The following is a 25,053-nucleotide window of genomic DNA, read 5'->3' as shown; positions in this document are numbered from 1 at the left end:
ACAGAATCAAACAGAGCATACGCTTAAAGCCAGCGTCGCCAGTCATCTCCTTCGTAACAGTCTTATGAAATTTATTAGTTAAGAACATTCACCAACATCAAGATTTCCCCTTACCAAAATGGAATATAGGAATGATACCCGGCGAGGCGATCCCCGCGGTTCAATTCTTCCTATAATTTAACAGAAGACATGTTCCCGAGTCAACCAGCTTTAGCCAGAGGAATTCCTCTAGCTAAAGCTAAGTCTGTCCTCATTTGAAGCAGGCACAGCCGCCCTCAAGCTTTCCGTGCGTTCACGCTCCATCTCGGCTTCTTTGTTCCGCAGATATTTGCGCCCTCTCCAGCGGATCAATGCCACCGCCCCGCGGACATATTCATCGATAATCATACAAGCATAGATCGCAACAACGCCCCATCCCAGCGATACTCCGAACAGATAAGAGCAGCCTGTTGCGATAATCCACATGGAGACCAGCGAGTTGTACATGACGAACCGGGTATCACCAAGCGCATTTAGTGCATCTCCCAGCGCCATATTCAGCATTTTGCCCGGCTGCAGCAGCAGATTCATCCAGAGTAGGGACACCCCGATCGTAAGAATCTCTGGATCCGTTGTGAACAATCCGAGTAGGGACTTGCCGAAGAGCAGCAGAATGAATGCATTTATGGTGACCAGCGGCAGCCCGAACTTCAGAGCCCGGTAGGCGGACTTGTATGCTTCCTTCGTCTTCCCCCCTCCGAACAGGTGGGCAATCTGAATCTGCGCGGCCAGTGCGATAGAATAGCCCAGCAGGAAGCAGAACGACTCCAGCGTGTTCATGTAGGTTCTTGCCGCCAGAACCTGGGTCCCCAGCATGGCTAAGAATGAGAAGATCGCTAATTGCGAGAACACCCAGCAGCCCATATTCACGCCCAGCGGCCAGCCGATCTGCATAATCTCCTTGAACAGCTTGCGGTCAAAGATGCGAAGATCCGACCAGACGATGTTACGCTGAAATGTGCCGATAAATATGAACACAAGCACGAGCGTAGCGATGAGCCTGCTGACCAATGTGGATACCGCTACCCCCGCAAGCCCCCACTGCGGGAACCCGATCGCCCCGAATATAAACCCGTAATTCATCACAATATGAATGATGTTCATGCCGACCGCTGTATACATCGGTCCCTGCGTATTGCCGGTATTCCGGATCGCTGTGCTGAGTGTGGACATGATCGCCGTCAGAATCATGCCGCCTCCAACGATGGAGATATACGTCTTAGCGAGCGGCAGCAGCTCTTCCGGCATTTGCAGCATCTGTGCAATGGGCCCGGGCACGGCGATCAGCAGCACGCTTAACAAGGCTCCGATCAGAGCCGTAACCTTCAGCGAGATAATCGCTACGGTTCTTGCGTCTTCCTCTCTATGCGAGCCAAGCTTCTGGGCAATCAAGATGCCCGCGCCGCCGGCAACCGTTGCGAAGAGCGTGGTTAACGCGTTGAACAGCTGATTGGAGAAGCCGACGACCGCAACCGCATCATCTGAAATCCGGCTGACCATCAACGTATCCACCGCGCCCAGCAAAAATTGCAGAAACAATTCAATAAAAATGGGCCACGACAGCGCCCATAGAGTAAACTTATTTTTTTCCAAACTGCTCACCTAGCAACACCTTCCCAAGTAACTTTGTATGTGTAAACAAATTATAGATGGTATACTGGGAGCGTAGTATCAGTATTTGAACCCAAACTTCAAAATTTCCAACCTGAATTCATATCCCGGAGGTGAATGTGTGTGCCGCTGCTGCAATTATCTGTTCCTCCCCTGCCCTATTACATCGTTAGCGGATTAGCCGAGGTCCCGGCCGGGAGTAAGCATCCTGCGAGACGGAATATTGGCGTATTCGATCTGCTCGTAGTCATGAAAGGAACTCTGTATGTGGGTGAGGAAGACCTGCACTATGAGGTAAGGGAAGGACACTCGCTCATTCTCCGTCCTGACGCTTATCACTATTCTACTCTCGCGTGTACGGAGGAAACCCACTATTACTGGCTGCATTTTCATACCCAGGGAGAGTGGCAGCCGATCGAGGATTCTATATCCATGCCCGGCTACCCGCGGGACTCTGCCGTAGAAGCGCCTCCATTCCTGCCAGCCTATTCCATCACTCCCTTTATGATCTGCGTTCCCCAATATACTCCCCTCCTGCAGCCTGACAAGTTCTATGACATGCTGCACGAGCTCACCCTGATGAATCAGAATGTTCATCTGCCTGGTACGCGGCTGCGTCAGCAGGCCCTGTTCCAGGAAGTGATTCAGCAGCTGTCCGATACGCTGACTACAGACGCCCCTTCTCCAAAGGCTGCTTGTGCGGAGCGTGCTGCCGCCTATCTCAGAGCCCATTATCAGGAGGAGGTAACCGCCAAGGCGCTTGGGGAACATCTGAACTTTCACCCTGTGTACATCGCCCGCTGTATGCAAAAGGTATTCGGCTGCTCGCCTGCGGCTTACTTACTGAAATACCGGATCGCCCGGGCCAGGCTGTTGCTGCTGCAGACCGATTTGTCCATTACCCGGATCTCCGAGGAGGTGGGATTCAACCATCCCGCTTATTTCACCTCATCGTTCGCCAAGCAGGAAGGGCTGTCACCGCGCAAATTCAGGCAGCGGTTCTCCTAGCTCCAAGCTTTTTCTAAACTTATATTTTCCAAACCTTTACAATCATGGTCGAAGCTTCAGTTCTTAAATCCCATCTGAAATGCAGACTCGTCCTGCCCGGGTAATAATATATATCCCTATGGAGCAGCACCTGCCTCGGAAACTTTGCGGAGTCCCCGTACGTAATACTTGTTGAAATCTACTAATAATAAGGTGGTGAACCTGGATGAAGCACTGCCTATTCCGAAAAATAATCCTGGTGCTCCTGCCGATGATATGTGCTGGCTCACTTTATATCACACCTTCCGCTAACGCGGGATATTTCGATGACCTGTTCAATGGGGTCCAGGAGATTACCGAGCTCCCTAACGAAGTCAATCAATTGAAAGAGGACTATAAAAGCACGGTAAACAAGCTTGAAGAGGCTCAAGGAACGATGGAGGCCTATCGGCAGCAGAACGAAGCTCTTATTCAGCAGAATAAGAAGCTGACCGAGACCGTACAGACCCTTATGGACCAGGAGGCTGCCCGCCAGGCCAGCTCCAAGCGGATTCGTGTCTTATTGATTACCGGGGCCGCGCTGCTAGCCGGATACTTTATTCTGCTGCGGGTGCTACGCGTTGTCCTGCGGCGCTAAGCACTGAGCTTGTACCACAAGCGCAGCAATTCACTACACAACTAAGGAAGGAGAACCGTCATGCAGCTTATCCACGAGACGGAATCAAGCCACATTGGTGGACAAGCGGTCAGGTTCCTGCTTGAAGAGAATGAGAAGATTCACGTCCTTCATCCCCAGCAGATTATTGCCTTCAAAGGGCCATCCGCCAACCGGAGCGACCGGCTTATGAATGTAAAAGGGATGTACCGCAAAAAGAAGCTGATCCAGGCCGATCTGAAAGGCGGCTGTGAATTTGTAGCCGCCCTTCCGGCGTCCTATAGTATGAAGCCGATTGAGCTTACCCCGGAGAGCGATCTTCTGTACGACTTCCGCCATCTCTTTTTCTATACAGAGGGGGTAACCATGCAGACCCGGATCTTGAATATGAAGAATATGCTGATCACCCGGGATGCCGTGAAGATGAAGTTCTCCGGCAGCGGGCAGATCGGTATACTGACTGAAGGTCAGGTATGCGAGGTGGCTCTGGACCCGAATGAGCCGCTGTACGTCGATGCTGGCAGCGTGGTTGCTTACCCGGAGAATGCAAAGATGGAGCTGTCGGTATACGGGAATCACCTGGCCAGCCAGCACATGAGCTACCAGTGGAAGATGACCGGATCAGGGAAAGTCATTCTTCAGGCAGGACGCCAAAGCCAGCGGCTGGAACAGGATCTGAGCAATGACGGCATCGTCAAGCGATTCCTTCGGGAGGCCATTCCCTTCGGGGGCGTATTTATCAAATAGACGAATCTATAATAAATGGCTTATATCTCAAATAAGCTTTAGACTACAACTTTACTGTTTAAATCCAACAAATAAGAGCCGGAAAAGACAATCTCTGGCTCTTACTTGTTGGCGGGATTCGAAGTTTCATTATTTTAAAGTTTTATGAAGGTAAATTAACAATCTCCCTTAAGCTATGAATATGTATTTATTAGAATAACGGTGAGGTGATTCAGATGAAAATAAACATAAAAGTTTTAGGTCTCAGCACAATTTTAGCGGCACTGTCCTTGTTTCTAGGACAAAATCTGAGTAGAATTGGATTTCCTTTTTCCTTTATTTACTATAAGGGTGGCCATACAGAAGTTCTACATCACGGATATGAAATTCTGTTGTGGAGTAATCTACAGCAGAGTTCAATTCGTATTGATTATTATCTAATCAATGTATTTTTGATTTATTTCTTTCTTATCCTGGTAGCCAAGATCATTAAGCTATTAAAATAGGATTCTCGTCTCTTCAGCCGGTCAATTTAGCTAGAATCCTCTACTCTCTGAAAAATAAAACAAGAGTGCTGCCAAGCACTTTCAGACTGCCGGGAGAATCCCTGCAGTCTGAGACTACCCGCCAGGGACAGCCTAGTATTCATCCAGTGAATTACTTCTTGATGCCCTGTGCCCGTCTATAGCGCATGATTTTGCGGTACATCGTTTTATCTGACAGCTGATTAAATATATACGGGTCAGGACTCGTATTGACCTCAATAATCCAGGGGGTTAGTGACCGGTCGAGGCCGACATCCACCCCGATCTGTCTGAAATTCGGATAAGTGGACTGATAAGCTCTGGCAATTCGCTCTCCGAACCGGCTCAGCTCTTGAATGAGGGCTGTCTGCCTGGTGCCTGTGACATGAGGGGTTAGCAATACGTTCACAGACATGGGGCGTCCTCCGCTGTGATAGTTGGTGACGATCTTGCCCTCTTGCGCCGCTCTCCCGATCAGTCCCGTTGTCTCCCACTTCCCTTGGGGGCTTAGCTGAACCATGATACGGATATCGAACCGGCGATTGTTGTATTTGAGCAAGTGTATCCCCTTCTGGATCAAATAGCTGCGGGTTCCTACCGCCTTCTTCAAGCTGGCGTAATAGGCCGCCAATGTACTGAACGTCCTTGTTGTCGTATCGAACTGGTATTTATACGGCTTCCCAGCTTCTATCCCCACCTCCGCCCGGATTACGCCCAGTCCGTGCGTCCCACGCTCCGGCTTAATGTAGACCATCCCATAGGCGTTCAGCATGCTCTTCAGATTCTGGGCGTTAAATCTTCGGGTATCCGGGATGTATTTGCGGATCGCCGGATTTTTAAGCAGTACATTGGTCTTTATCCACTTGCTTGTCAGTGTGCTTCTTGAAGACTTTTTCTTCTGCCCAATCATCGTCATCGTCCCTCTCTATCCATCTCATGAACGAACAGGATTTCACACAAATTATCGTATGCGAACCCTTGCAGTGTTGATTGAACCAGCAGCCTAAATCATATAGGACACCGGGAGTTACCAGCCGGATCATAAAAAAAGCCGCCCATCAAGTATTCAATTGAACACTTGAGTGGACAGCTCTGAACATTATGGGTTATAGAGACTGAAATTTAGATACAATATCATCGATTAGCAGATTGGCGGATTTAATCCCGCCAGACAAATTCCAGATCACTTCATCAACTTGGAATGCCTTATTCTTCTTAGCTACATTCAGATTGGTGAAGAGCGGGTCCTTGAACCACTCCTGCTGCATCTTCGTGCCGCCTTTCTTCTCGTCATAGTCGGCATTGAAATAGAACATTACATCTCCATCCATGTCGGCCATACGCTCCTTGCCGATCACTTCCATGAACTCATCCTTGTCTTGAACGGCAGGACGGGCGAAGCCCAGGTCGCTTAAGATCACACCGGCAAAAGTATCCTTCTTGTACAGGCGCACCGCTTGAGGAAGGAAACGGACGAGCGATACTTTGTAAGACAACTTATCACCGATCTTCGACTTCGCTTCCTGAATGTGCGTCTCGTATTTCGCTAGAACGGCATCCCCTTCTGACTTAAGATTGAGCGCTTCCGCATATAACTTGAAGTTCGTCTTCCAGCTCCCTGAGAGCTCCTCTGACAATACGGTTGGGGCTATAGCTTCCAGCTGGGAATAGATCTCTTCATCCCGGATCTTGTTGCCGATGATCAGATCCGGCTTCAGACCGAGAATCAGCTCCACGTTCGGCTTCGACTCGTCTCCAAGCTCTGTAACCCCCTCCATCTCAGCTCGGATATGAGGGAACCAGTCATCTCCAAGACCGGAATTCACCGCGCCCACGGGCTTAACCCCAAGCTCCAACAGGGCTTCTGTGCCTTCCTGTGTAAGCACTACTACACGTTTTGGCGTACCCTTAATGGAGGCTTCACCCATGCTGTGCTTCACCTTGCGGATTTCTTCGTCTACCGGATTCGCTGCGGCCGCTGCGGACGTATCCGCCGGCTTCTGCTCCGCACTCTTGCCGCTATCTTGACCGCAGCCGGACAAGACAACTGAGAATGCCAGCAATAGCATGATCGTTAATGATATGAACTTGTGATTAGGATGTAATAATTTCATGGGATGAATCTCTCCTTTTTATTTGACGGACGTGCCGTTGTTCTTGAAGAATAGGTAGAAAAAGAAGGGTACACCCAGACCTGCCGTAAATATGCCTGCAGGCAGATCCTTCGGGGCGAATACTGTTCTTCCGGCTAGATCAGCCAGGACAAGCAGTATAGCGCCAATCAGCGCAGTCACAGGTATCAGCCCCGCATGCTGATTACCAGCCAGTCTTCGTCCGATATGCGGGGCCATCAGGCCGATGAACGCAATCCCTCCCGCTACACTAACAGAAGATGCAGCCAGACATACCGCGATTAGAAGCAGCACGAGGCGGGTACGCTCTACGGCACTCCCGACCCCCATAGCCACGGTATCCCCAAGCAGCATGACATTCAGATGCCTTGACATTCCCCAGGCAAGCGGAATAAAGATCACGACCCAAGGCAGCAGGGCAGCCGCGTGCTCCATGGACTTGCCATACACAGTTCCCGTGAGCCAATTCAATATTTGATCTGCACGGTAAGAATCCCCGCTAATGAGAAGAAAAGTAGTAAGCGCTGATGCAGCCGAGGAGATGCCAACTCCAACAAGAATGAGGCGAAGCGGGGATGAATTTCTGGTATAAGCCAATATGTATATAAGTGCAGCTGCGATGAGCGCACCGCCGAAGGCCGCAACAGGAAGCCAGTGAATACTGACGTCGGCCTTCATAAGCGTCAAGAAGGCAACGGCTGCGACAGATGCCCCTCCATTAATGCCCACAATATCAGGTGCTGACAGCGGATTGCGGAAGATCGTCTGCAGGATCGTCCCCGCAACGGCAAGACCCGCTCCAACCATAGCCGCTACGAGCACTCTTGGCAGCCTGAGCTTGAAGATCAGCAGCCTTGTCTGCTCATCCCCGCCTCCGAACAAGGCGGCCCCGGCTTTAAGAAAAGAAATCGGCAGCGCCCCTGTCGACACACTCCAGATCATGGAGGCCAGCAGCACCAGTAACAGCAGAGGAACTAGCCCGAATATTACAGCCCGTCTCATGCTGCTCCCCTCCTTGCGAGATAGATGAAGAAGGGAACCCCAAGCATAGCTGTCAGTAATCCAACGGGGACTTCTTTGGGCATGAGCACATACCTCGATGCCAGATCTGCAGAGACAAGCAGCAGTGCCCCGGCTACAGCGCAATAAGGAAGCAGCCAGTAATGATTACTACCGATCAAATACCGGCATATATGCGGCACAATCAACCCAACGAAGCCGATCGGCCCTGCCACAGCGACAGCTCCGCCTGCAAGCAGCACAACGCTAAGGACGGCCGCAGCCTTCGCCGGTCCTCCCCATTGGCCCAGCCCTGCGGCAACATCCTCATCCAGAGCCATGACATTCAGAGATCGGCTCATAGCCAGCGCGATAAGCAGACCCGCAAGCATATAGGGAGCTACAGCTGTTAAATGCTCCAGCTTCCTCCCTGTCACTGAACCGATCAGCCAGAACAGCGTCTCGCCAAGCGATTCGTTGTTCAGCAGCATCACTGCAGATGTGGCTGCGGAAGCCAGGGCAGCGAAGGCTGCGCCCGCCAGGGTCAGCTTAATTGGTTGAAACCCGCCAGGACCAGCTCTTCCCAGTACATAGACGAATACCGTTGTCATCGCCGCGCCTGTGAATGCGATCCACACCAATTCCCCCATGCCGGGATCTCCACTGGCGAAGGATAGAAAGATCACAATCAATAGAACAGCCCCTGCGTTAATGCCAAGCAGTGATGGGGACGCCAGCGGATTCCTGGTCAACACCTGCATCACTGCGCCCGCAACAGCCAAGCCCGCACCTACAGCGGCAGAGATCAAGACGGCCGGAATTCTTACAGTTCGTATCAGCAAATGGTCTTCCGAACCATTGAATTGAAATACGGCACCCACTAACGCCTTCATTCCGAACCGATGATAACCCAGCATGAGGCTGGCTATCATGCCCAGGGACAGGAGTAAGATAAGCACAGCGAGTATCATGAGCTTCCCTCTGGCACTTCGGATCATACATTCCATAAGACAGTTACAGTCAAGCCGGATGAAAATGGCCTACCCTTTCTATTTGATAATGATTCTCAATTTCAATATAATGAAAATGCAGTCTTTTGACTATGGACGAATTTGTCTTCTTTTCATGGATTATATTGTCTGAAGGATGGGGTTCAATGATTATGAAATTTCCTGTTGTCTATGCTCTTCTCTCAATCAAACAGCACAAGCTCCCGGCTGGCCGCAAAATAAGAAGCTTCCGGGCGCGCCGGGCTGCCCTCGGCTTGGTCATGGAAGGTACCGGGACAGCGCAGCTTGGAGGATATAGATACGAGCTTAAACCGGGCGCGGTCCTGCACATCGCCCCCGAGACCTCCCTCGAGCTCCAGGCTTCCGCCAAAGGATCGCTGACGCTTGTGTATATTCATTATCTGGGCGTCATGCTGGATGCGGCTGAACCTGCTCCGCCTGCTGTCGCCAAATGGGGGCTGTCACCGGTGGCTGAGGAGTTCTTCAATCTGGACTCCTTCCATCTGCCTGACATTAAGGAGCTTGTGGTTCAACTGCTTCAATCCGAGGAGCCCGGTGCATCCATGAAATCCGGTGCGGAATTCAGCCGGAGCATGCTGTTCAACCAATTGCTTTATTTGCTCTCCTCCACTAGGCTGTCTTATGGAAAAACCGACAACGCGATTGAACGCACCCTCAATTGGATGGAGCAGAATTATATGAACAGCTTCCCGCTGAGACGTCTCCCCGAGCTGGCCGGCTTAACGCCGAGCTCCTACTGCCGGGCCTTCAAGAGAGTTACCGGTCTGTCACCCGGCAGCTACCTGACTCAGCTTCGGATCAGGAAGGCGAAGACCCTTCTGCGTGAGCCGGACCGGACTTTGAAGGACGTGGCCCGCCATGTCGGTTATCAGGACGAGCTGTACTTCAGCAGAACGTTCAAGAAGAGCGAAGGCATGTCCCCTACCCTGTACCGCAAAAGACATGGCAAAAGAGTGGCTATCGTCAGCCACCTCTTTCTACAGGATCATATGCTGGCGCTCGGCGTTAAGCCGGTGGCAGGGCCTTCTTTTCCGAGCACCTATGCCGGTCTTGGTTATCCAAGCTACTTAACCGGTCTCCTTAAAGATACCGTTGCGCTGAATGCGGAACGCAGAATCCGCTATACCGAGCTTACCCCGCTCTCTCCTGATGTGATTATCAAGATGGACTTCAACAATAACCTGGGGGGTGCCGCCTGGGCTGGATATGAGAACACCGTTCATCTAAATGGAATTACAAGCTGGACTGGATATCTGGAGGCCGTTGCCGGCATCCTGGGTAAGGAGGACGAGGCGGAGGAGATTGTTAGAAGAATGGCCCATGTCCAGCAGACCGGCAAAGACTCGCTCAGGTCATTTACCGGCCAAGGAAGATGGGCTGTAATTCGCGTCATGCAGGATGACATACGTCTGTATACGGGGAACAATCATGCTCTCAGTGACCTGCTGTTCGGGCAGCTTGGATTCCAGCCTTATGAGATGGCGGATGAGCAGGCTTATCTGTGTCAAGGGCTGTCCCGGTTAGCAGAAATGGACCCTGAGCGGATTCTGGTTGTCTGGAGTGATCCGGCCGCGCTGGGCAAGCTGAGTACGAATCCGGTCTGGCGGGAGCTGCGTGCAGTCGCAGACGGGCAAGTATATGTCCCGGATAGCAAGGAATGGGACCCTTGGGGGCCGCTAGGCAGAGAGCTTACAATTCAGGAATGTGTCCGCTACTTCGGGCAGTTCCAGTAGGCGGGAGACAGTCCTTAGTCCTCAGTCCTCAGACCCTTCGCTCAATCACTACCGCTGCTTGGGGAGAATGTGAAGGATTGGCCGACTCTATGAGTCTCCTCATACCAGTCTTGATCTCGGCCTCATTCACGAATGAATAACTGAGCCTGATATAGCTTCGCATCTCCCGCAGCGGATCATGGGCAATACCTGGAGAGAACGAGACGCCGTGCTGCGCACAGCGTTCCAGTAGGATCTCGGCTGACACTCCACCCTCAGGAAGCTGAACCCATAAGCTTAATCCTCCATCAGGACTCTCCCACGTCCAGCCTGCTTCCCTTAACGTCTCTTCCATCGCAACCTTACGGAGCTCCAAGGCAATTCTAAGCTTCTCCAAATGTCCGGTTAACCGCTCTGAAGCCAGATATAACAGGAATACCTTCTGGTTCAGCAGCGGAGCCCCGTTATCCATCTGGTATTTGTACTGCAGCAGGAGGTTCATTCGTGGCGGCTGGGCGCATACAGCGGCTACGCGCAGCCCTGGGGCCGCATATTTACTGAAACTGCGAATATAGAGCACCCATCCATCCGTATCATAGGATGCTACAGGCGGCGGCGGTGCCTCGTTGAAATAGATGTCGCGAAAGGAATCATCCTCGGCAATCAGACAATGGTACCGCTCAGCAAGCTCGGCCAGCAGCTTGCGCTGCCGTACAGGAACCGTATACCCGGTCGGATTATGAAAAGTGGGGTTGATATAGAACATCCTGGGCTGATGCTGTCTCATAAGCTTCTCCAGTTGGACCAGGTCATACCCATCTGGAGATATATCTACAGGCACCAGGCGGGCTCCATACCCCTCAAAGATAGTGATAGCCGCATGATAAGTAGGTCTCTCGATGAGAACAACATCGCCCCTCTGTACGAAAGCCCTTGCGATCAGATCAATGGCCTGCTGGGCTCCGGTTGTGATCAGCAGATCATCCGCGGTCAGATGCAGTTGATGCGTCTTAGCGAAGAGGCGGCATAGTACAGAGCGGAGCTCTTCATCTCCCTGCACAGAGGAGTAGGTGCTCAGCACCTTGGGATACAAGTCGAACACCTTCTTGGCATACTCCGAGAAATAACGATTCGGCAGCAGAGCCGGATCAACCAAGGCCTGTGAGAACGAGTGCAGCCGTACAGGCCAGCAGTCTCCGGATTCGGGGAGATAATTACCCACATTCGTGCTTGTATGATCTTCGCGCTGCTTCTCTGGCAGCACGTAGTAGCCTGACTTTTCCTTAACGTAGACATGACCTGTCTCTCTCAGCAGCTGGTAAGCTTTGAGCACCGTTAATCTGTGCACACCCAGCTTCGCAGCTAGAGTTCTCACCGAAGGGAGCTTCTCATGTTCTCCCCATTCCCTGCCCGCAAGCTTCTCAAGCAGAAGATCGTATACCTGCTGGAACAGCCGCTGCTGTGGATGGGTACCGCCCAGCCCCCGATCAGACTGCACATGGATGTCCGATTTCCCATTTACACTGACATGTTCAATTCCATTGTGAATGAGCTCCTCATTGACGGAATTTGGCTTATTCATGAGACATCCCCCTTTGCTTCATTTCAAGTATAGAACCATAACAAGGATGATCCCCCCTCATCTGTTCTATTTATCGTTGATCTGTTCTATATCCTATTCTTTATAATAGAGCAAAAGGGGGATACGTGTATGATTTACTTGGCTTTTTCAGTGATGTGTCTGATTTTTGGTACAACCTTTCTGGCTATCAAATGGGGAATAGATGCGGGGCTTACACCATTCTTCGGAGGGGGATTCCGCTTCTTCCTGGCTGGGCTGATCCTCTTCGGCTTCATGGTATGGAGACGGAAGGCTCCGCTAGCTCTGCTGCTGCGCAAGGAGATGATGCTTACAGGGCTCGGGCTTACCTTTGGCACCTTCGCTACGTTATACTGGGCCGAACAGTATATATCTTCAGGTATTGCCGCGGTGCTGTCCGCTACAGGACCGATCATGATTCTACTACTCCAGACGATCTTCCTGCGCCAGCGGACACGAATAACCGCTGTCGCCGGTTGCCTGATCGGATTCGCGGGCGTTGCGCTGCTCCTGCTTCCGGGTATTACGGTGCACACCAGCCGCTTCTGGATCCTGGCCTCGGTCACGATTCTGATCGGTGAAATTTTCTACGCGGGCGGAGCGCTTTATTCCAAGCATGTCATGCCGCGCTTCCAAGGAATCTCGCCCATTGCACTGAATGCGGCCCAGATGATGTACGGCGGAGGCGGACTGCTGGTCATGTCGTTCTTCACAGAGGATGTACATCTCCATTCTCTGCTAGAGCCGCAGGCCATCTATTCCCTGCTCTATCTCATTGTGATTGGCTCCATGGTCGCTCATTCGATCTTTTACTGGCTGGTCGCAAGGACCACCCCGCTCTTCCCGTCAACCTGGCTGTATATTTCCCCGGTCATTGCCCTCCTGCTGGGCATGCTGCTGTATCATGAACCCGTCTCCTGGAATACACTTGCGGGGGTGCTGGTCATAATCAGCGGGCTTATCCTCATTAATGCCCCTGCGCTTCGCCAGCTGTTTGGCCGCAAGATCAGCTTCAACGAAAGCGGATCGTGACTCTTCCGGGAACATTGGATGACAGCCAGGGATCCGTATATTCCGGGTAACCACAGACATGAAGGACAATAGCCAAGCAGGCCCGGAGAGAGATTCCTCCGGGCCTGCTTGGCTATATTCTATTGAGAGCTAGTGGATCCGGCTTGCCCGGGATTGCTGCCCGCTCTTTTCTATTTTTCTTATACAGTGCTGTACAGAAGCATCCCCGTAGATCAGCTTGGTCATTACTAGGAGAATGACAATGTAGAGAAGAAATGGCGCAATTCCGTACCAAAGGGAGGTCTCTCCCTCGACTCTGAGAAATGCCACAGCTCCATTGCCGAAGAGATGCCCCAGTGTAAAGTTGTAAATAAAATGTGCACAGGTAACCGGGATGATGGAGCCGCTCTTCAGATATACATACAGGAATGCTGTGTTCACGATAAAGACTAGCGCCGAGTAGACCATATCCAGACCCTCAAATATAGACATGACAATGGACAACAGGCCAATAGTCAGGAACATAAGCACGGGAGCCCAATGCTTGAGCTTCAGCACGATATAGGCACGAAGCAGTTCTTCATAAAAGGCATTGATGAACCAGCCTGCCCCGGTGACCAGCAGCATAGGTACAAGCTGCGCATTCTCGAAATAGTGAGTATTGAAGTAAGCTCTCAGAATCCCTGCCTCATCCAGGCTCTTCAGATAGACGAGATGCAGGACTACCGTTACCAAGATAACTGCTAGCGAGAAGATCAAATGCTTGCGGCCGCTCTTGATTCGTAGAGAAGCGAGCGGCTTATGCTCCACTCTTCGAATATATAAAATTGTTACCGTAAGCAGGACGAGCCCGATCCCCAAACTAATAATCCCGAACAGATAAGGATGCTCCGGCCCTATATACTGACCTAATCCAAGTGGATAGAGGACAAGATAATGCAGCAGCAGATTGGTGAGGCATAGGAGGATTACGCCTTTATAACCGCTTAGTTTGTTAAGCATTCTTGCAGTCCTTTCTTATACAACGTCTTTGGTGTCTACATTCCTTATCGTCATGTAAGCGATGAGAATTCCTACAAGGCACAGCCCGATAGGGATTGCGATAATATTGCTGAGTGTGAACCCATTCGTATTGGAAGAGATTAAGCTGCTAATCAATATTCCAGATACGATCGTTGTTGGTACCGAATACTTCCTCATTCCAAAATAAAGAGGAATCAGACTAATCCCCCCCGCTGAGAGGGAGGTGAACACAATACGTACGAAACTCTTAATTATTGTCTCGGTAGTCAGCTCTTCGGGAATAATATTATAAAAAACCTGATCTATCAAAATAACTATGGCATCAAGAGCTGTATTCGATAGAAATATAACAATCGCTGTAAATGCGAATACAATAATTAATTTGGATTCCAAAATCCTCTTACGGCTGATCGGATACATGAACATTAACTGTATTGTCTTGTTCCTGTATTCTTCGATCACAAGCCTCGACATCAAGACCGAGGCAAAAATGAGAAAGGTGACTCTAATCAACGTCTCAATAATAGTAAAGAAAGAATCATAAGTGCTAAAAGAGGAATTCAGCTCTTCAATTTCTCCAAAATATATCGCGGTGACAAAAGCCATAATAGCCAGGTTACAGATGATTACCCCTTTTGCTATTCCCCAAAGCTTAAACTTCTTCATCTCAAGCCTCATCATCTTAAGCAACGCCCTCACCTCCGCCGATCAAGCTAAGGAAGTGATCTTCAAGCGAATGCCGCTTCAGATTAAGCGATTCGATGTCTACATTCTCATTCACCAGAGCTTTGGCCAAGTCCCGCTGCGAGATCCCATCCGAATAGATTCGCAGGCACTTGTCGTCAATCACTTTATAATTACGGATGTTCAGCTTATTCTCCAGCACAAATGCCGCTTTCTTGTAGTCACTGGTCGTCAGCTCAATATATTCCGTATTCTTCTCCCGAATCGTGCTCATCGCTACTTCTTCAACAAGCCGCCCCTCACGGATCACACCTATAGTATCGGCAATCTGCTCAATCTCCCCAAGAATATGGCTCGAGATGAGCAGCGTAATGCCGAACTGCTGGCTGAGCATCTTGAAGATATCCCGGAGCTCCTTGATCCCGACAGGGTCAAGACCATTAATAGGTTCATCAAGGATTAGAAATTCCGGCTTGGTGATTATAGCCCTGGCGATACCGAGGCGCTGCTTCATACCTAGGGAGAAGTCCTTGACTGACTTCTTCTCAATGTTATGCAGCTTCACAAGCTCCAGCGCATCCCTAACCGCCCCTTTGTCGTAGAAGCCCATGTATTCACAGTGCAGATCGAGATTCTCACGGGCTGACAACCGGTCATAGAATATCGGGTATTCGATAATGCTGCCCATCCGCTTAAGCACGCCGTACGACTTCTCTGTCAGCTTCTCCCCGAAAACTTCGATCTCCCCGCCTGTCGGCTTGATCAGATTCGTAATCATCTTCATGACCGTGGTCTTGCCGGCACCGTTGGGCCCAAGGAACCCGTAAATCTCACCCTGCGCTATCTTCATACTCACGTCCTGCACCACATCACTGCCGCCGAACGTCTTGGTTAAGTGACTGGTCTTAAGTATATATCCCATATTCTCATCTCCCTTGTGTGGTTCTCACCTGAGAAGCACTTGCTTTGCTTCATCTGTATATCTTTATCATAAGGAGAGGAATTCTCTTTTTTATTAACTGAATCTTACTTATATCTTAAGTATGGTAGATCAAATAGCACTAACCGTGAACCTACACCTTCATTCGTGGAAACTTCACCGTGAACGTCGTGCGTACGTCAGGCTTGCTGCTCAGCGTGATCCGGCCGTTCAGCTGCTCTACAAGCCGCTTGGTAATGGTTAACCCAAGGCCGCTTCCCTGATACGATTTGTTCCTTGAATCCTCCAGGGTGTACATACGCTCGAACACTTTATCCTGATGACTCTCCTGGATCCCCTTCCCCCGGTCCCATACTTCGATCACCACGTCCGATTCATCCGCACGCAGGCTAAGCCCCAGCAGCTTCCCTTCGCTTCCGTAGCGGATCGCATTGGAGATCAGATTGTGCAGAATCCGGTCAAGTGCCTCTTCATTGGATAAAAGGAAGATAGGGCTCTCCGGAATTTCGATGTTGACCTCCATTCCTTGGGCATGGATCAAGTCGTAGAAGGAGAGGATATTCCTGCGGCATACTTCACCCGCATTAACCGGCGTAAGCGGCAGCTGCTTATCTCCGGATTCCAGCTTGGCCAGGTCAAAGAACTTGTTGATCAGCTCCAGAACTTCAGCCGCCTTGCTGTGAACCTTATGTAGAAGCTTCTCCCTCTCTTCATCAGAGAGGCGGTTATCCTGAATCATGGTCTCGGTGTACCCCAGGACTACGGTCAAAGGCGTCTTGAGGTCATGCGAAATGTTGGAGAGCATCCTTCGCATAGAGGACTCAAGTGCTCGCTGCTTCGCCCCGACCTGATGGGTATCCTCAATTAGTCGATTCATATCGACCAGAAGACGCTGAAGCTGCACATCGTCAGTGAACAGCAGCACCCGTTCCAGGGTGCCGGCTTCTTTGATTGCATTTACCGCCTGATGGATCTCATCCAGCTGCCGGGAACGGGCCCTGAGCTTCATTAGCTGCATAGCAAGGAGCACGGCCAGAATGAGGATGACAAGAGATAAGATCAGGATCACGTTAGAATTCCCCCAGCTTGTAACCAATGCCCCACAGCGTCTGAATGTACGTAGGGTGGGATGGATCGTCTTCAATCTTCTCGCGCAGTCTGCGCATATGTACATTAATTACATTGTCGTCGCCGAAATAGTCGTCATTCCAGACAAATCCGTATACCTGTGCCTTCGTGAACACCCGGTTAGGATTGGTTGCGAAGAGCCTTAGAATGTGGAACTCCTTGGCCGTCAGCTTCACATCTTCTCCTCGCTTCATTACTGAGAAGTTATCCAGATCAATGATCAGCTCCCCAAGGTGAAGAGGCTTGCCCGCAGAAGACTCCGTCTGCTGTTCTGAAGCCGCATAATATCCCGCCCGGCGTATCGCCGCCTTCACCCTGGCAGCAAGCTCAATCATGGAGAATGGCTTGGTTATGTAATCATCGGCACCGAAGCCGAGTCCCAGCGCTTTGTCCACATCACTATCCTTGGCGGACATAATGAGGACAGGCACCAGGCTCTCCTGCCGGATCAGCTGAAGCACCTCCGTACCGTTACGTCCCGGAAGCATCAGATCAAGCAGAACCAGATCATAACCCCCCTGCGCAAAGGCCGTCTCCGCTTCATGCCCATCGAACGCGGTGGCAACCTCATAACCTTCTCTGACCAGATAATCCCGCACCATTTCACTTATAGACGGATCATCTTCTATTAACAATATCTTATGCTGCACGCTCTGTCCCGCCTTGCTCTACTAGAATCATCTTACTCACTTAACCTTAACATCCCCGCGCCATATGTCACAATATGGAATTCCTAAAATAAAAGAACTGGACCTAAGTCCAGTTCTGTCTCCCACAAGTTGTCTATGAATTATTGTAAAATTCAGCCTATAGCCAGCGGCGCCAATCACTCAGCTTCTCCCTTAATTAAGCGTCCTCACAGTCTGTCTTTCCACTATATGGTGCGAGGCAATTGTGCTCTGGGCAGCCTGGCCGGTCTCAATCATACTGATAAGCTTCTCGCAAGCGGTACTCCCCATTAAGCTTAAAGGCTGATTCACCGTGGTTAACGGGGGTACAACCATCTCCGCAAGCTCCACATTATCGTAACCTATTACTGAGAGCTCCTCTGGAATTCGTATCCCATGACGTGCAGCCACCGAGAGAGCACCAATGGCCATTTCGTCACTCGCTGCAAAGATAGCTGTGATATCCAGGGAACGGCTGTGCAGCTCTTCCATAGCTCTACAACCGCTTTCAAAACCGAAATCCCCATAAGCCACATATTCTTCCCGAAAAGGAATACCGTGATCGCCAAGCGCCTTCGCGTAACCTTCGACTCTGGGTACTCCGGCAAGCGGGTCACTTTTCGTACCCCCAATCATGGCAATCCGCGTATGCCCTCTGCGAATGAGATATTCGGTCGCATCATAGGCTGCCTCCCTATCATTCACTTTGACATAAGGCATACCCGGTTGGTCCGTCTCCGAGGAGACGAGGACCACGGGAATTCCCGAGACTGCGAGAGCGTTATAGTACTCATCCTTAAGCTGCTCACTTGCGAAGACAATGCCGTCAACCTGCTTCTCCCGCAGCACCTGCAGACACTTGAGTGTCCGCTTTCCATCTTCATCCGTGTTGCACACCACCACACTGTAGTTATGGTTGTAGGCGAATTCTTCAATTCCATGAAGCAGTGCCGATGAGAAGGAGCTGGATACATTCGGGAAGAGTACACCTATGGTCTGTGTGCGCTTGCTAATTAAGCCCCGCGCAATCATGTTAGGCTGATAGCCCATTTCCTCAATTGTCCGAAGTACCTTTTGCCTGGTCTTATCCGAATATCCTGTCAGATTATTAAGAACCCGGGATACCGTCGCAATGGATACGTTGGCCTTCTTGGCCACGTCCTTAATTGTTGGATTCATAGCTACACATTCCTCTTTGAATGAATCAATTTTACTCTATAGCATACCTCATTTTTCCAGAGTCGGGAATAGATCTGAACAGAACGTGCTTTTTATGTGTTGGAAATCATCGTTAATCGTGATTAATCTTGCAGCTTGTACACTCTAGCCTCGTATGGTCGAAGGCTTATGTGGTTAAGAATACTATCTGCCGGCACTTCGTAGTTGCTAATCAGCAGCTCTTGCCGGGAGAACACAACTTGGTCTGGCAGTACGAATTCCGCCGGAGCCTCGTAGAAATTAAGCACAACCAGCAGCTTCTCATTGCCAAGAGTACGCAGGTAAGCATAGATCTGCTCATCCTCTTCTCTTAGGATCTGATAGTCGCCATAGACGATGATATCATGCTGCTTGCGAAGCTCTATCAATCTTCTATAGTAGTGGAATATGGAATTCGGATCAGCCACAGCCTGCTCCGCATTAATGTCTACGTGATTAGGGTTAACGGGCAGCCACGGAGTTCCGGTGGTGAATCCGGCCTGAGGACCGCTGTTCCACTGCATTGGCGTACGGGCATTGTCCCTTCCTTTGCTGTAGATGGATTCCATAATTGTCTTCTCATCTCTGCCCGCAGCCATATATTCCTGATGCATGTTAAGAATTTCAATATCCTTGTAATCTTCAATAGATTCAAAGCGCACATTGGTCATGCCAAGCTCTTCACCCTGGTAAATGTAAGGCGTCCCTTGCAGCGTATGGAGCAGGGTAGCCAGCATCTTCCCTGATACATTATGAAGCTCCGGCGATGAATCATTACCGAACCGTGATACCATCCGCGGCTGATCATGATTATTCAAGTACAGACTGTTCCAGCCGTTGCCCTGGAGCGCGGTCTGCCATTTGCTAACCACCCGTTTGAAATCGGCAAGTGTCCATGGCGTCACATCCCACTTGCCGTTAGGACCGCTGTCGATGCCCATCAGCTCGAACTGAAATACCATGTTCAACTCGCCGCGATCCTTGCCAACGAACAGCGCCGCATCTTCGGGTGTCACATCGACTGTCTCGCCCACGGTCATCACATCATATTTAGACAATACCTCACGGTTCATCTCCTGAAGAAATTCGTGGATACGCGGCCCATTCACAAAGCTCTTGCCTCCGAAATGGTACTGGCCTTCCGGCCCCTCCGCATCCAGAAGCTGCTGCTCCTTGGAGATCAGGTTGATGACATCCATCCGGAATCCGTCAATGCCTTTATCGAGCCACCAGGTCATCATATCGTACACTTCCCGGCGGACTTTCGGATTCTCCCAGTTCAGATCCGGCTGCTTGCGGGAGAACAGATGAAGGAAATACTCATCGGTGTGCTTGTCGTATTCCCAAGCCGAACCGCTGAAGAAGGAACCCCAATTGTTCGGCTCCCTGCCGTCCTTGCCCGGACGCCAAATATAATAATCACGATAGGGATTATCCTTGGATTTGCGGGACTCTACGAACCACTGATGCTCGTCTGAGGAGTGGTTGACTACCAGATCCATAATCAGCTTCATCCCACGGTCATGGAGGCCCTTTAGCAGCTCCTCCCAGTCCTCAATGGTTCCGAAGTCATCCATGATCGCCTGATAGTTGCTGATATCATAGCCATTGTCGTCATTAGGAGACTCATAGACTGGCGAGAGCCATACTACATCCACGCCTAGTGTCTTCAGATAATCAAGCTTGGAAATGATACCCTGCAAATCCCCTATGCCATCCCCGTTGCTGTCCATAAAGCTCCGTGGGTAGATTTGATACACTACGCTTTCTTTCCACCACTGTCTATCCATTGTCTAATCTCCTCTAATCTTGATTTAATAGTTCTCTTACTTGATAGCACCTTGCGTAATTCCGTTAATAATCCATTTCTGGGCGAACAGATATACGATGACCATCGGCAGGAGCGCAAGCAGATACGATGCGAAGGCCAGGTTGAAGTCGGTGCTGAATTGGCCTTGGAACACATACTGAACCAAAGGGAGCGTATACGATTCCGGGCCGCCCAGCAGGACCAGTGGAAGCAGGAAGTCATTCCACGAGGACAAGCAGGACAGTATCCCGATGGTGGCATTGATAGGTGCAAGCAGCGGGAAAATAATTCTCCAGAACGTTCCCCAGGTGGTTGCCCCGTCCACGGTAGCCGCCTCTTCCAGTTCGTAAGGAATTGAACGGATGTAGCCCACATATACAAATACATTAAACGCAAGCCCATATACTACATACAGAATAATGAGTCCCACGATATTATTCATGTTGAAGGCCGTTGTCTGTTTGACGACGGGAAGCATAATAATCTGGAACGGAATGAACATAGCGCTGATAAAGTAGAAATACAAGCCTTTGAAGAACCTCTTGTTCATATTCCTCGCAATCGCATAGGATACCATAGAATTCGTCAGCAGGATGAACAAGACCGAAATCACCGTTACCAGCGCGCTGTTCTTGAATGCGGTGAAGAAGTCGGTTGCTGCTATCGCATTTGCGAAATTCTCAAAGTGCAGCCCTGTCGGCAGGGCGAAGATGGAACGCGCCATTTCTTCCGGGTTCTTCAGGGCGATGCTTACCGTTAAGTACAGCGGGAATAAAATGAGCAGTGATCCCAGCGCAATGAGAGTTGTAATCGGCCAATTCGTTGATTTTCTCATCACATATCCATCTCCCGTTTTTGTAGAAATTTAAGCTGCAGCGCGGAGATCACGATAATCACGATGAAGTAAATGACTGCATTGGCAGACTGGTAGGCGAATTCCCCGCCTTGAAAGCCGCCGTTATAGATCAGCAGTGAGATCGATTGGGTCGCCCTTCCCGGCCCGCCGCCAGTCAAGGCTACGATCTGGTCAAATACCATCAAGGCTCCCTTCATCGCAAGCACCATGTTAATCGTGAAGAATGACGCAAGCAGCGGGAACGTAATGCTCCAAAATTCTCTCCAGCGGCTGGCTCCATCCAGGCTTGAAGCTTCATACAAGTCCTTGGAGATGGTCTGAAGCCCGGCAAGATACAGAATGGTATTGAAGGCAATGCCCTGCCATACGCCTACAAAGACAATTCCGATCCAGGCCCAGTTCTCCTTCCCAAGAATGTTCTCCGAGAGAAATGCGCTGCCGATCTTCTCCCCGAATACAGGAAGCACATTCGCAAAGATATAGTTGAAGATGAAGCCCACGATAAGAACGCTCAGAATATTGGGCAGGAAATACACACCGCGGAAGAAGTTCTTGAATTTGATCTTCGAATTGAGACCCAGCGCAATGAGCAGGCTGAGCACATTGATCAGAATTGTGACCACTATGGCGTATTTGAATGTGAACAGATATGAATTCAGCACATTCTCATCCTTGAAGAGGTTCACGTAATTCTTGAAGCCTACAAAGTCGAAGGCTGTATTAAATCCATCCCAGTTCGTGAAGGAGTAGTAGATCCCCTGGATCGCCGGGAACGTGTGAAAAGCAAAGAACAGTACAAGAGCTGGTATAGTCATCAGATAATAGGCGATTCGGCGCTTTGCCATCTGGAGTCCTCCCTGAAGAAAGCGGGAGAAAGGAAATACTCCGCCTTTCTCCCCTCATTTTTGCTTAATTACTTGCGGTTAGCGACTTTGTCCCACTCTGTATCCAGGGAGTTCAGATAGGCATCCACGTCTTTCTTTTGCAGGAAGCCCTGGATAATCGTATCGACTTTCATCGCGCCCGGGATGTAATGGTCGGCGAAGTCTACCAACTCGCCCTTCTCAAAAGCAGGCTTCAGATCAGCTACGCTAGGATCATCCTGAGTTACACCTTGTACCGCAGGGAATGCCTTCTGCTCCGTAATATACTGCTTCACGTTCTCCGACTGCAGCAGGAACTCGATGAATTTCTTGGCTTCGGCTTTGTGCTCAGAGCTCTTGGATACTGTCAGCAGGGTATCCACTCCTGATACCAGCTTGTTCTTGGCCGGGTCATTGGTAGCCGGGAACGGGAATACACCAAGCTCAATGCTAGGGTTGGCCTTTTGAATTTCAGGAATCGCCCATACGCCCTGAAGGTACATTACGGACTGTCCCTTGGCGAACGCTACGTTGCCATCGTTGTATCCTTTCCCGAACATGTCCTTCTGTCCGAAGGACAGCAATTGCAGCTGCTTGTCAGCGACCTCGCGGAATTTATCCTTGAAGGTAACTGTGCCTTCCTTGCGCTGTTTGAAGAAATCAATCCCTACAACACCTGGCTCCAGCCCGTTGAACGGAATGAGTGTAGTCCAGGAATCTTTCACCGTCAGGTAGAATGGTGTTTTTCCCGCATCTTTAATTTTCTGTGCGACGGCCATGAATTCATCCCAGGTTGTGGGAACGGTCAGACCCAATTCCTTGAACATCGCTTTGTTATAGATCACACCATTGGCATTCGTAGAGAATGGAATTCCGTTCAGCTCGCTGAGCCCGGTCTGGGCTTTCAGCATATCGAGGTAGGCCGGCTGAATGTTCTTGGTCAACGGATCATTCGTGAAATTCTCGAACAGACCGCTCTTGGACAAGGTGGAATAGGTATCTGTTGCACCCATACCGATGACATCGGGAACCTGCTTCTTGGCAACGCGTGTCTTGAGTACCGTCTCCGCATCCGGTGGATTCACCTGGGTCACTTTAATGTTCGGGTTAGCTGAGTTGAACTTGGCAATCAGTTTATCGAAGGTAGCCTTGGCTTCGGGCTTGTTCTGGAAGAACTCCACTTTTACCGCTCCGCCTGATGACCCTCCGTCACTCTTGGACCCGCACGCGCTTAACATCGACACAGCTAACACTCCTGCAAGAAGCGGCATGATTGCTTTTTTCATTGTCATCGTAATTCCCCCTGAATGTAATTTGATTGTGTGAAAATGACATGATAGAAAACGTTTACTCTACCCCCGCGAACAATGAGCCTCAAATCCAAGATACAGCTCCAAGCAAGTCCCCTACTCCCTTAACACCATCCTCTGTCCAAAAAGTAAGCGTTTACCTTTTGCGTGAAAAAAATATGTGTGATTAAATTCGTGTGATTGTTAGCATTCGTACGCAATTAGCGTAAACGCTTACTAAGAATATAAACTCCCCCTTTTTCTTTGTCAATTAGTTAGCTAAAAAAAATCCCCTCTCCAATTTATGGAGAGAGGTCTTTGGGACTTATCCTTCCAGAATGTTCTGGCCAATATACTGCCCTTCTCTGAGCCCTCTCGGACAAGCATACAGGCCGCTGGCCACGTGCATGGTATACTCGTTGAGCTTATCTCTGGACTGCATCAATCTAAGCATCGGAAGAAGCTGTGCCTCCGGGTTCTTCTGATAACTCAGGAACAGAAGCCCGGCATCCACATTCCCTGTGCGCGGATCGACTCCATTCGTATACGAATAGGCTCTCCGGTGAATTCTCTGGCCTGTCTGCTTGGCTAGATGCACATGGGCAGTATCCGGCTGCTTAGACATATCCACAGCATCAAATTCCCCTGTTCTTCCGTAGGCGGCTCCCGATTCCTTGAATCTCCCGAAGGTATCTTCCTGCTCCTTAAGCGAAGTACGGTCCCACACCTCGAGCAGCATCCGAATCTTGCGGTAGGCCAGATAAGAGCCCCCCTTCATCCAATCGGGTTCGCCTTCTCCTGCCCAGACGACATCGTCGTAACCGGAAGAGGTATCGTGCTCGATGTTCGCCGTGCCATCCTTGAAGCCGAACAGATTCCGGGGTGTCTTCCCCGGCGTTGCGCTAATGAAGCCTTCCTGCATCCAGTTCACAGTGGCATAACCGGTAGACAGACGGATCAGGTTACGCACCGCATGAAATGCCACCTGCTGATCCTCTGCGCACACCTGAATACAGACATCTCCGCCTGACAGCGACGGGTCCAGATTCTCGCGGGGCATGCGCGGAATATCCTTCAGGTAACGAGGGGCTCTCGCCGCGATACCAAAGCGGTCCTTGCCTTCCTGCCGAAAAAAAGTAGGGCCAAAGCCGAAAGTTATAGTCAGCTTCGCAGCAGGCAGATCCAGGGTCTCGCCGGTATCACTCGGCGGAAGCAGGGTGTTGTCTCCCGTCTTCATTGTGCCACCGGCCGTGCTCAGATCACAGAACTTGGTCCAGTCCCGGAATAAGCGAATGACCGAGGAACGATCATCGCCGGTTAGGTGAAAGCTTGCCAAATACATATAGGTCTGCTGTGGAGTGACAATTCCAGCCTGATGCTGTCCGTAGAGGGATATCCGGTCATTAGGCAGCGCGGCCGCCTTTCCGCTCTCCGGCTTCACGATCCCCATGATCGCCCCCATACCCGCTGCGCCCAGTGTAATTCCAGTCCCTGCTATGGCGGATAGCTTGAGGAAGTCACGCCGCGATACACTCTGCTTCTGCTTCTCGTTAGGTTCGAGTTCCATT

Annotated in this window: 22 protein-coding genes; 5 read left to right on the top strand and 17 right to left on the bottom strand. The window is 50.5% G+C overall.

The genetic code is table 11. The features are described from left to right. Positions 1-228: 228 nt before the first annotated feature. Positions 229-1,578, bottom strand: coding sequence for an MATE family efflux transporter (locus tag LDO05_RS02960; protein ID WP_251377431.1), 1,350 nt, complete (start codon positions 1,576-1,578; stop codon positions 229-231). 189 nt (positions 1,579-1,767) lie between these two features. Between LDO05_RS02960 and LDO05_RS02955 the strand changes: the two genes are divergently transcribed. The 3 genes from LDO05_RS02955 to LDO05_RS02945 all read left to right on the top strand — a co-directional run bounded on the left by LDO05_RS02955 (position 1,768) and on the right by LDO05_RS02945 (position 4,039). After that, positions 1,768-2,658 carry a helix-turn-helix transcriptional regulator gene (locus tag LDO05_RS02955; RefSeq protein ID WP_346657612.1) on the top strand — a complete coding sequence of 297 codons (891 nt, stop codon included), beginning with the start codon at positions 1,768-1,770 and terminating at the stop codon, positions 2,656-2,658. Between the two features lie 205 nt (positions 2,659-2,863). Continuing rightward, a complete protein-coding gene (locus LDO05_RS02950) occupies positions 2,864-3,274 on the top strand; it encodes a hypothetical protein (protein ID WP_251377429.1) in 411 nt (136 codons plus the stop codon). Positions 3,275-3,334: 60 nt separating this feature from the next. After that, on the top strand, positions 3,335-4,039 hold the full coding sequence (locus tag LDO05_RS02945; RefSeq protein ID WP_251377428.1) for an AIM24 family protein: 705 nt from the start codon (positions 3,335-3,337) through the stop codon (positions 4,037-4,039). Between the two features lie 636 nt (positions 4,040-4,675). On the opposite strand, the gene LDO05_RS02940 is transcribed toward LDO05_RS02945, so the two are convergent. From LDO05_RS02940 to LDO05_RS02925, 4 genes are all read right to left on the bottom strand, one after another. After that, positions 4,676-5,452 carry a YheC/YheD family protein gene (locus LDO05_RS02940; RefSeq protein WP_251377427.1) on the bottom strand — a complete coding sequence of 259 codons (777 nt, stop codon included), beginning with the start codon at positions 5,450-5,452 and terminating at the stop codon, positions 4,676-4,678. A 196-nt stretch (positions 5,453-5,648) separates the two neighbouring features. Further along, positions 5,649-6,656: an ABC transporter substrate-binding protein gene (locus LDO05_RS02935; RefSeq protein ID WP_251377426.1), complete on the bottom strand. Its 1,008-nt coding sequence runs from the start codon at positions 6,654-6,656 to the stop codon at positions 5,649-5,651. Between the two features lie 18 nt (positions 6,657-6,674). After that, positions 6,675-7,676, bottom strand: coding sequence for a FecCD family ABC transporter permease (locus LDO05_RS02930; RefSeq protein ID WP_251377425.1), 1,002 nt, complete (start codon positions 7,674-7,676; stop codon positions 6,675-6,677). Next, positions 7,673-8,671: a FecCD family ABC transporter permease gene (locus LDO05_RS02925; protein WP_251378593.1), complete on the bottom strand. Its 999-nt coding sequence runs from the start codon at positions 8,669-8,671 to the stop codon at positions 7,673-7,675. The genes LDO05_RS02930 and LDO05_RS02925 overlap by 4 nt, the downstream gene beginning before the upstream one ends. A gap of 158 nt (positions 8,672-8,829) precedes the next feature. Here LDO05_RS02925 and LDO05_RS02920 point away from each other — a divergent pair, with 158 nt between their 5' ends. Then, complete coding sequence (locus tag LDO05_RS02920; protein WP_251377424.1) at positions 8,830-10,437, top strand: helix-turn-helix domain-containing protein; 1,608 nt, start codon at positions 8,830-8,832, stop codon at positions 10,435-10,437. 28 nt (positions 10,438-10,465) lie between these two features. Here LDO05_RS02920 and LDO05_RS02915 read toward each other — a convergent pair whose 3' ends face one another. Beyond that, positions 10,466-11,998 carry an aminotransferase-like domain-containing protein gene (locus LDO05_RS02915; protein WP_251377423.1) on the bottom strand — a complete coding sequence of 511 codons (1,533 nt, stop codon included), beginning with the start codon at positions 11,996-11,998 and terminating at the stop codon, positions 10,466-10,468. 129 nt (positions 11,999-12,127) lie between these two features. On the opposite strand from LDO05_RS02915, the gene LDO05_RS02910 reads away from it, so the two are divergent. Further along, complete coding sequence (locus LDO05_RS02910) at positions 12,128-13,048, top strand: DMT family transporter (RefSeq protein WP_251377422.1); 921 nt, start codon at positions 12,128-12,130, stop codon at positions 13,046-13,048. A 129-nt stretch (positions 13,049-13,177) separates the two neighbouring features. On the opposite strand, the gene LDO05_RS02905 is transcribed toward LDO05_RS02910, so the two are convergent. From LDO05_RS02905 to efeB, 11 genes are all read right to left on the bottom strand, one after another. Further along, on the bottom strand, positions 13,178-14,029 hold the full coding sequence (locus tag LDO05_RS02905; protein WP_251377421.1) for a CPBP family glutamic-type intramembrane protease: 852 nt from the start codon (positions 14,027-14,029) through the stop codon (positions 13,178-13,180). Between the two features lie 15 nt (positions 14,030-14,044). Continuing rightward, complete coding sequence (locus tag LDO05_RS02900; protein WP_251377420.1) at positions 14,045-14,716, bottom strand: ABC transporter permease; 672 nt, start codon at positions 14,714-14,716, stop codon at positions 14,045-14,047. A gap of 16 nt (positions 14,717-14,732) precedes the next feature. Then, positions 14,733-15,656, bottom strand: a complete 924-nt coding sequence (locus tag LDO05_RS02895) for an ABC transporter ATP-binding protein (protein ID WP_251377419.1) — start codon at positions 15,654-15,656, stop codon at positions 14,733-14,735. Between the two features lie 151 nt (positions 15,657-15,807). Then, entirely contained in the window at positions 15,808-16,743 is a 936-nt protein-coding gene (locus LDO05_RS02890; protein ID WP_251377418.1) for a sensor histidine kinase, read from the bottom strand. Position 16,744: 1 nt separating this feature from the next. Beyond that, positions 16,745-17,452 carry a response regulator transcription factor gene (locus LDO05_RS02885; protein WP_276575540.1) on the bottom strand — a complete coding sequence of 236 codons (708 nt, stop codon included), beginning with the start codon at positions 17,450-17,452 and terminating at the stop codon, positions 16,745-16,747. A gap of 192 nt (positions 17,453-17,644) precedes the next feature. After that, positions 17,645-18,649 (bottom strand): LacI family DNA-binding transcriptional regulator, encoded by a 1,005-nt coding sequence (locus LDO05_RS02880; RefSeq protein WP_251377417.1) that lies wholly within the window; start codon positions 18,647-18,649, stop codon positions 17,645-17,647. A gap of 122 nt (positions 18,650-18,771) precedes the next feature. After that, entirely contained in the window at positions 18,772-20,457 is a 1,686-nt protein-coding gene (locus tag LDO05_RS02875; RefSeq protein WP_251377416.1) for a glycoside hydrolase family 13 protein, read from the bottom strand. Positions 20,458-20,493: 36 nt separating this feature from the next. Next, complete coding sequence (locus tag LDO05_RS02870) at positions 20,494-21,312, bottom strand: carbohydrate ABC transporter permease (RefSeq protein WP_251378591.1); 819 nt, start codon at positions 21,310-21,312, stop codon at positions 20,494-20,496. Continuing rightward, positions 21,312-22,178 (bottom strand): carbohydrate ABC transporter permease, encoded by an 867-nt coding sequence (locus tag LDO05_RS02865; protein ID WP_251377415.1) that lies wholly within the window; start codon positions 22,176-22,178, stop codon positions 21,312-21,314. Before LDO05_RS02865 ends, LDO05_RS02870 begins: the two co-directional genes overlap by 1 nt. A gap of 68 nt (positions 22,179-22,246) precedes the next feature. Beyond that, positions 22,247-23,488, bottom strand: a complete 1,242-nt coding sequence (locus LDO05_RS02860) for an ABC transporter substrate-binding protein (RefSeq protein ID WP_481857015.1) — start codon at positions 23,486-23,488, stop codon at positions 22,247-22,249. A 322-nt stretch (positions 23,489-23,810) separates the two neighbouring features. After that, the gene (gene efeB, locus LDO05_RS02855; protein WP_251377414.1) at positions 23,811-25,052 is read right to left on the bottom strand and encodes an iron uptake transporter deferrochelatase/peroxidase subunit; all 1,242 of its coding nucleotides are present in this window, start codon (positions 25,050-25,052) and stop codon (positions 23,811-23,813) included. Position 25,053 lies beyond the last annotated feature (1 nt).

Origin of the sequence: Paenibacillus sp. YPG26 (genome assembly GCF_023704175.1) — a bacterium.
Taxonomy (GTDB): domain Bacteria; phylum Bacillota; class Bacilli; order Paenibacillales; family Paenibacillaceae; genus Fontibacillus.
The sequence above is the reverse complement of the archived record's forward strand: the minus strand, read 5'-3'. Positions and strand labels throughout refer to the sequence as shown.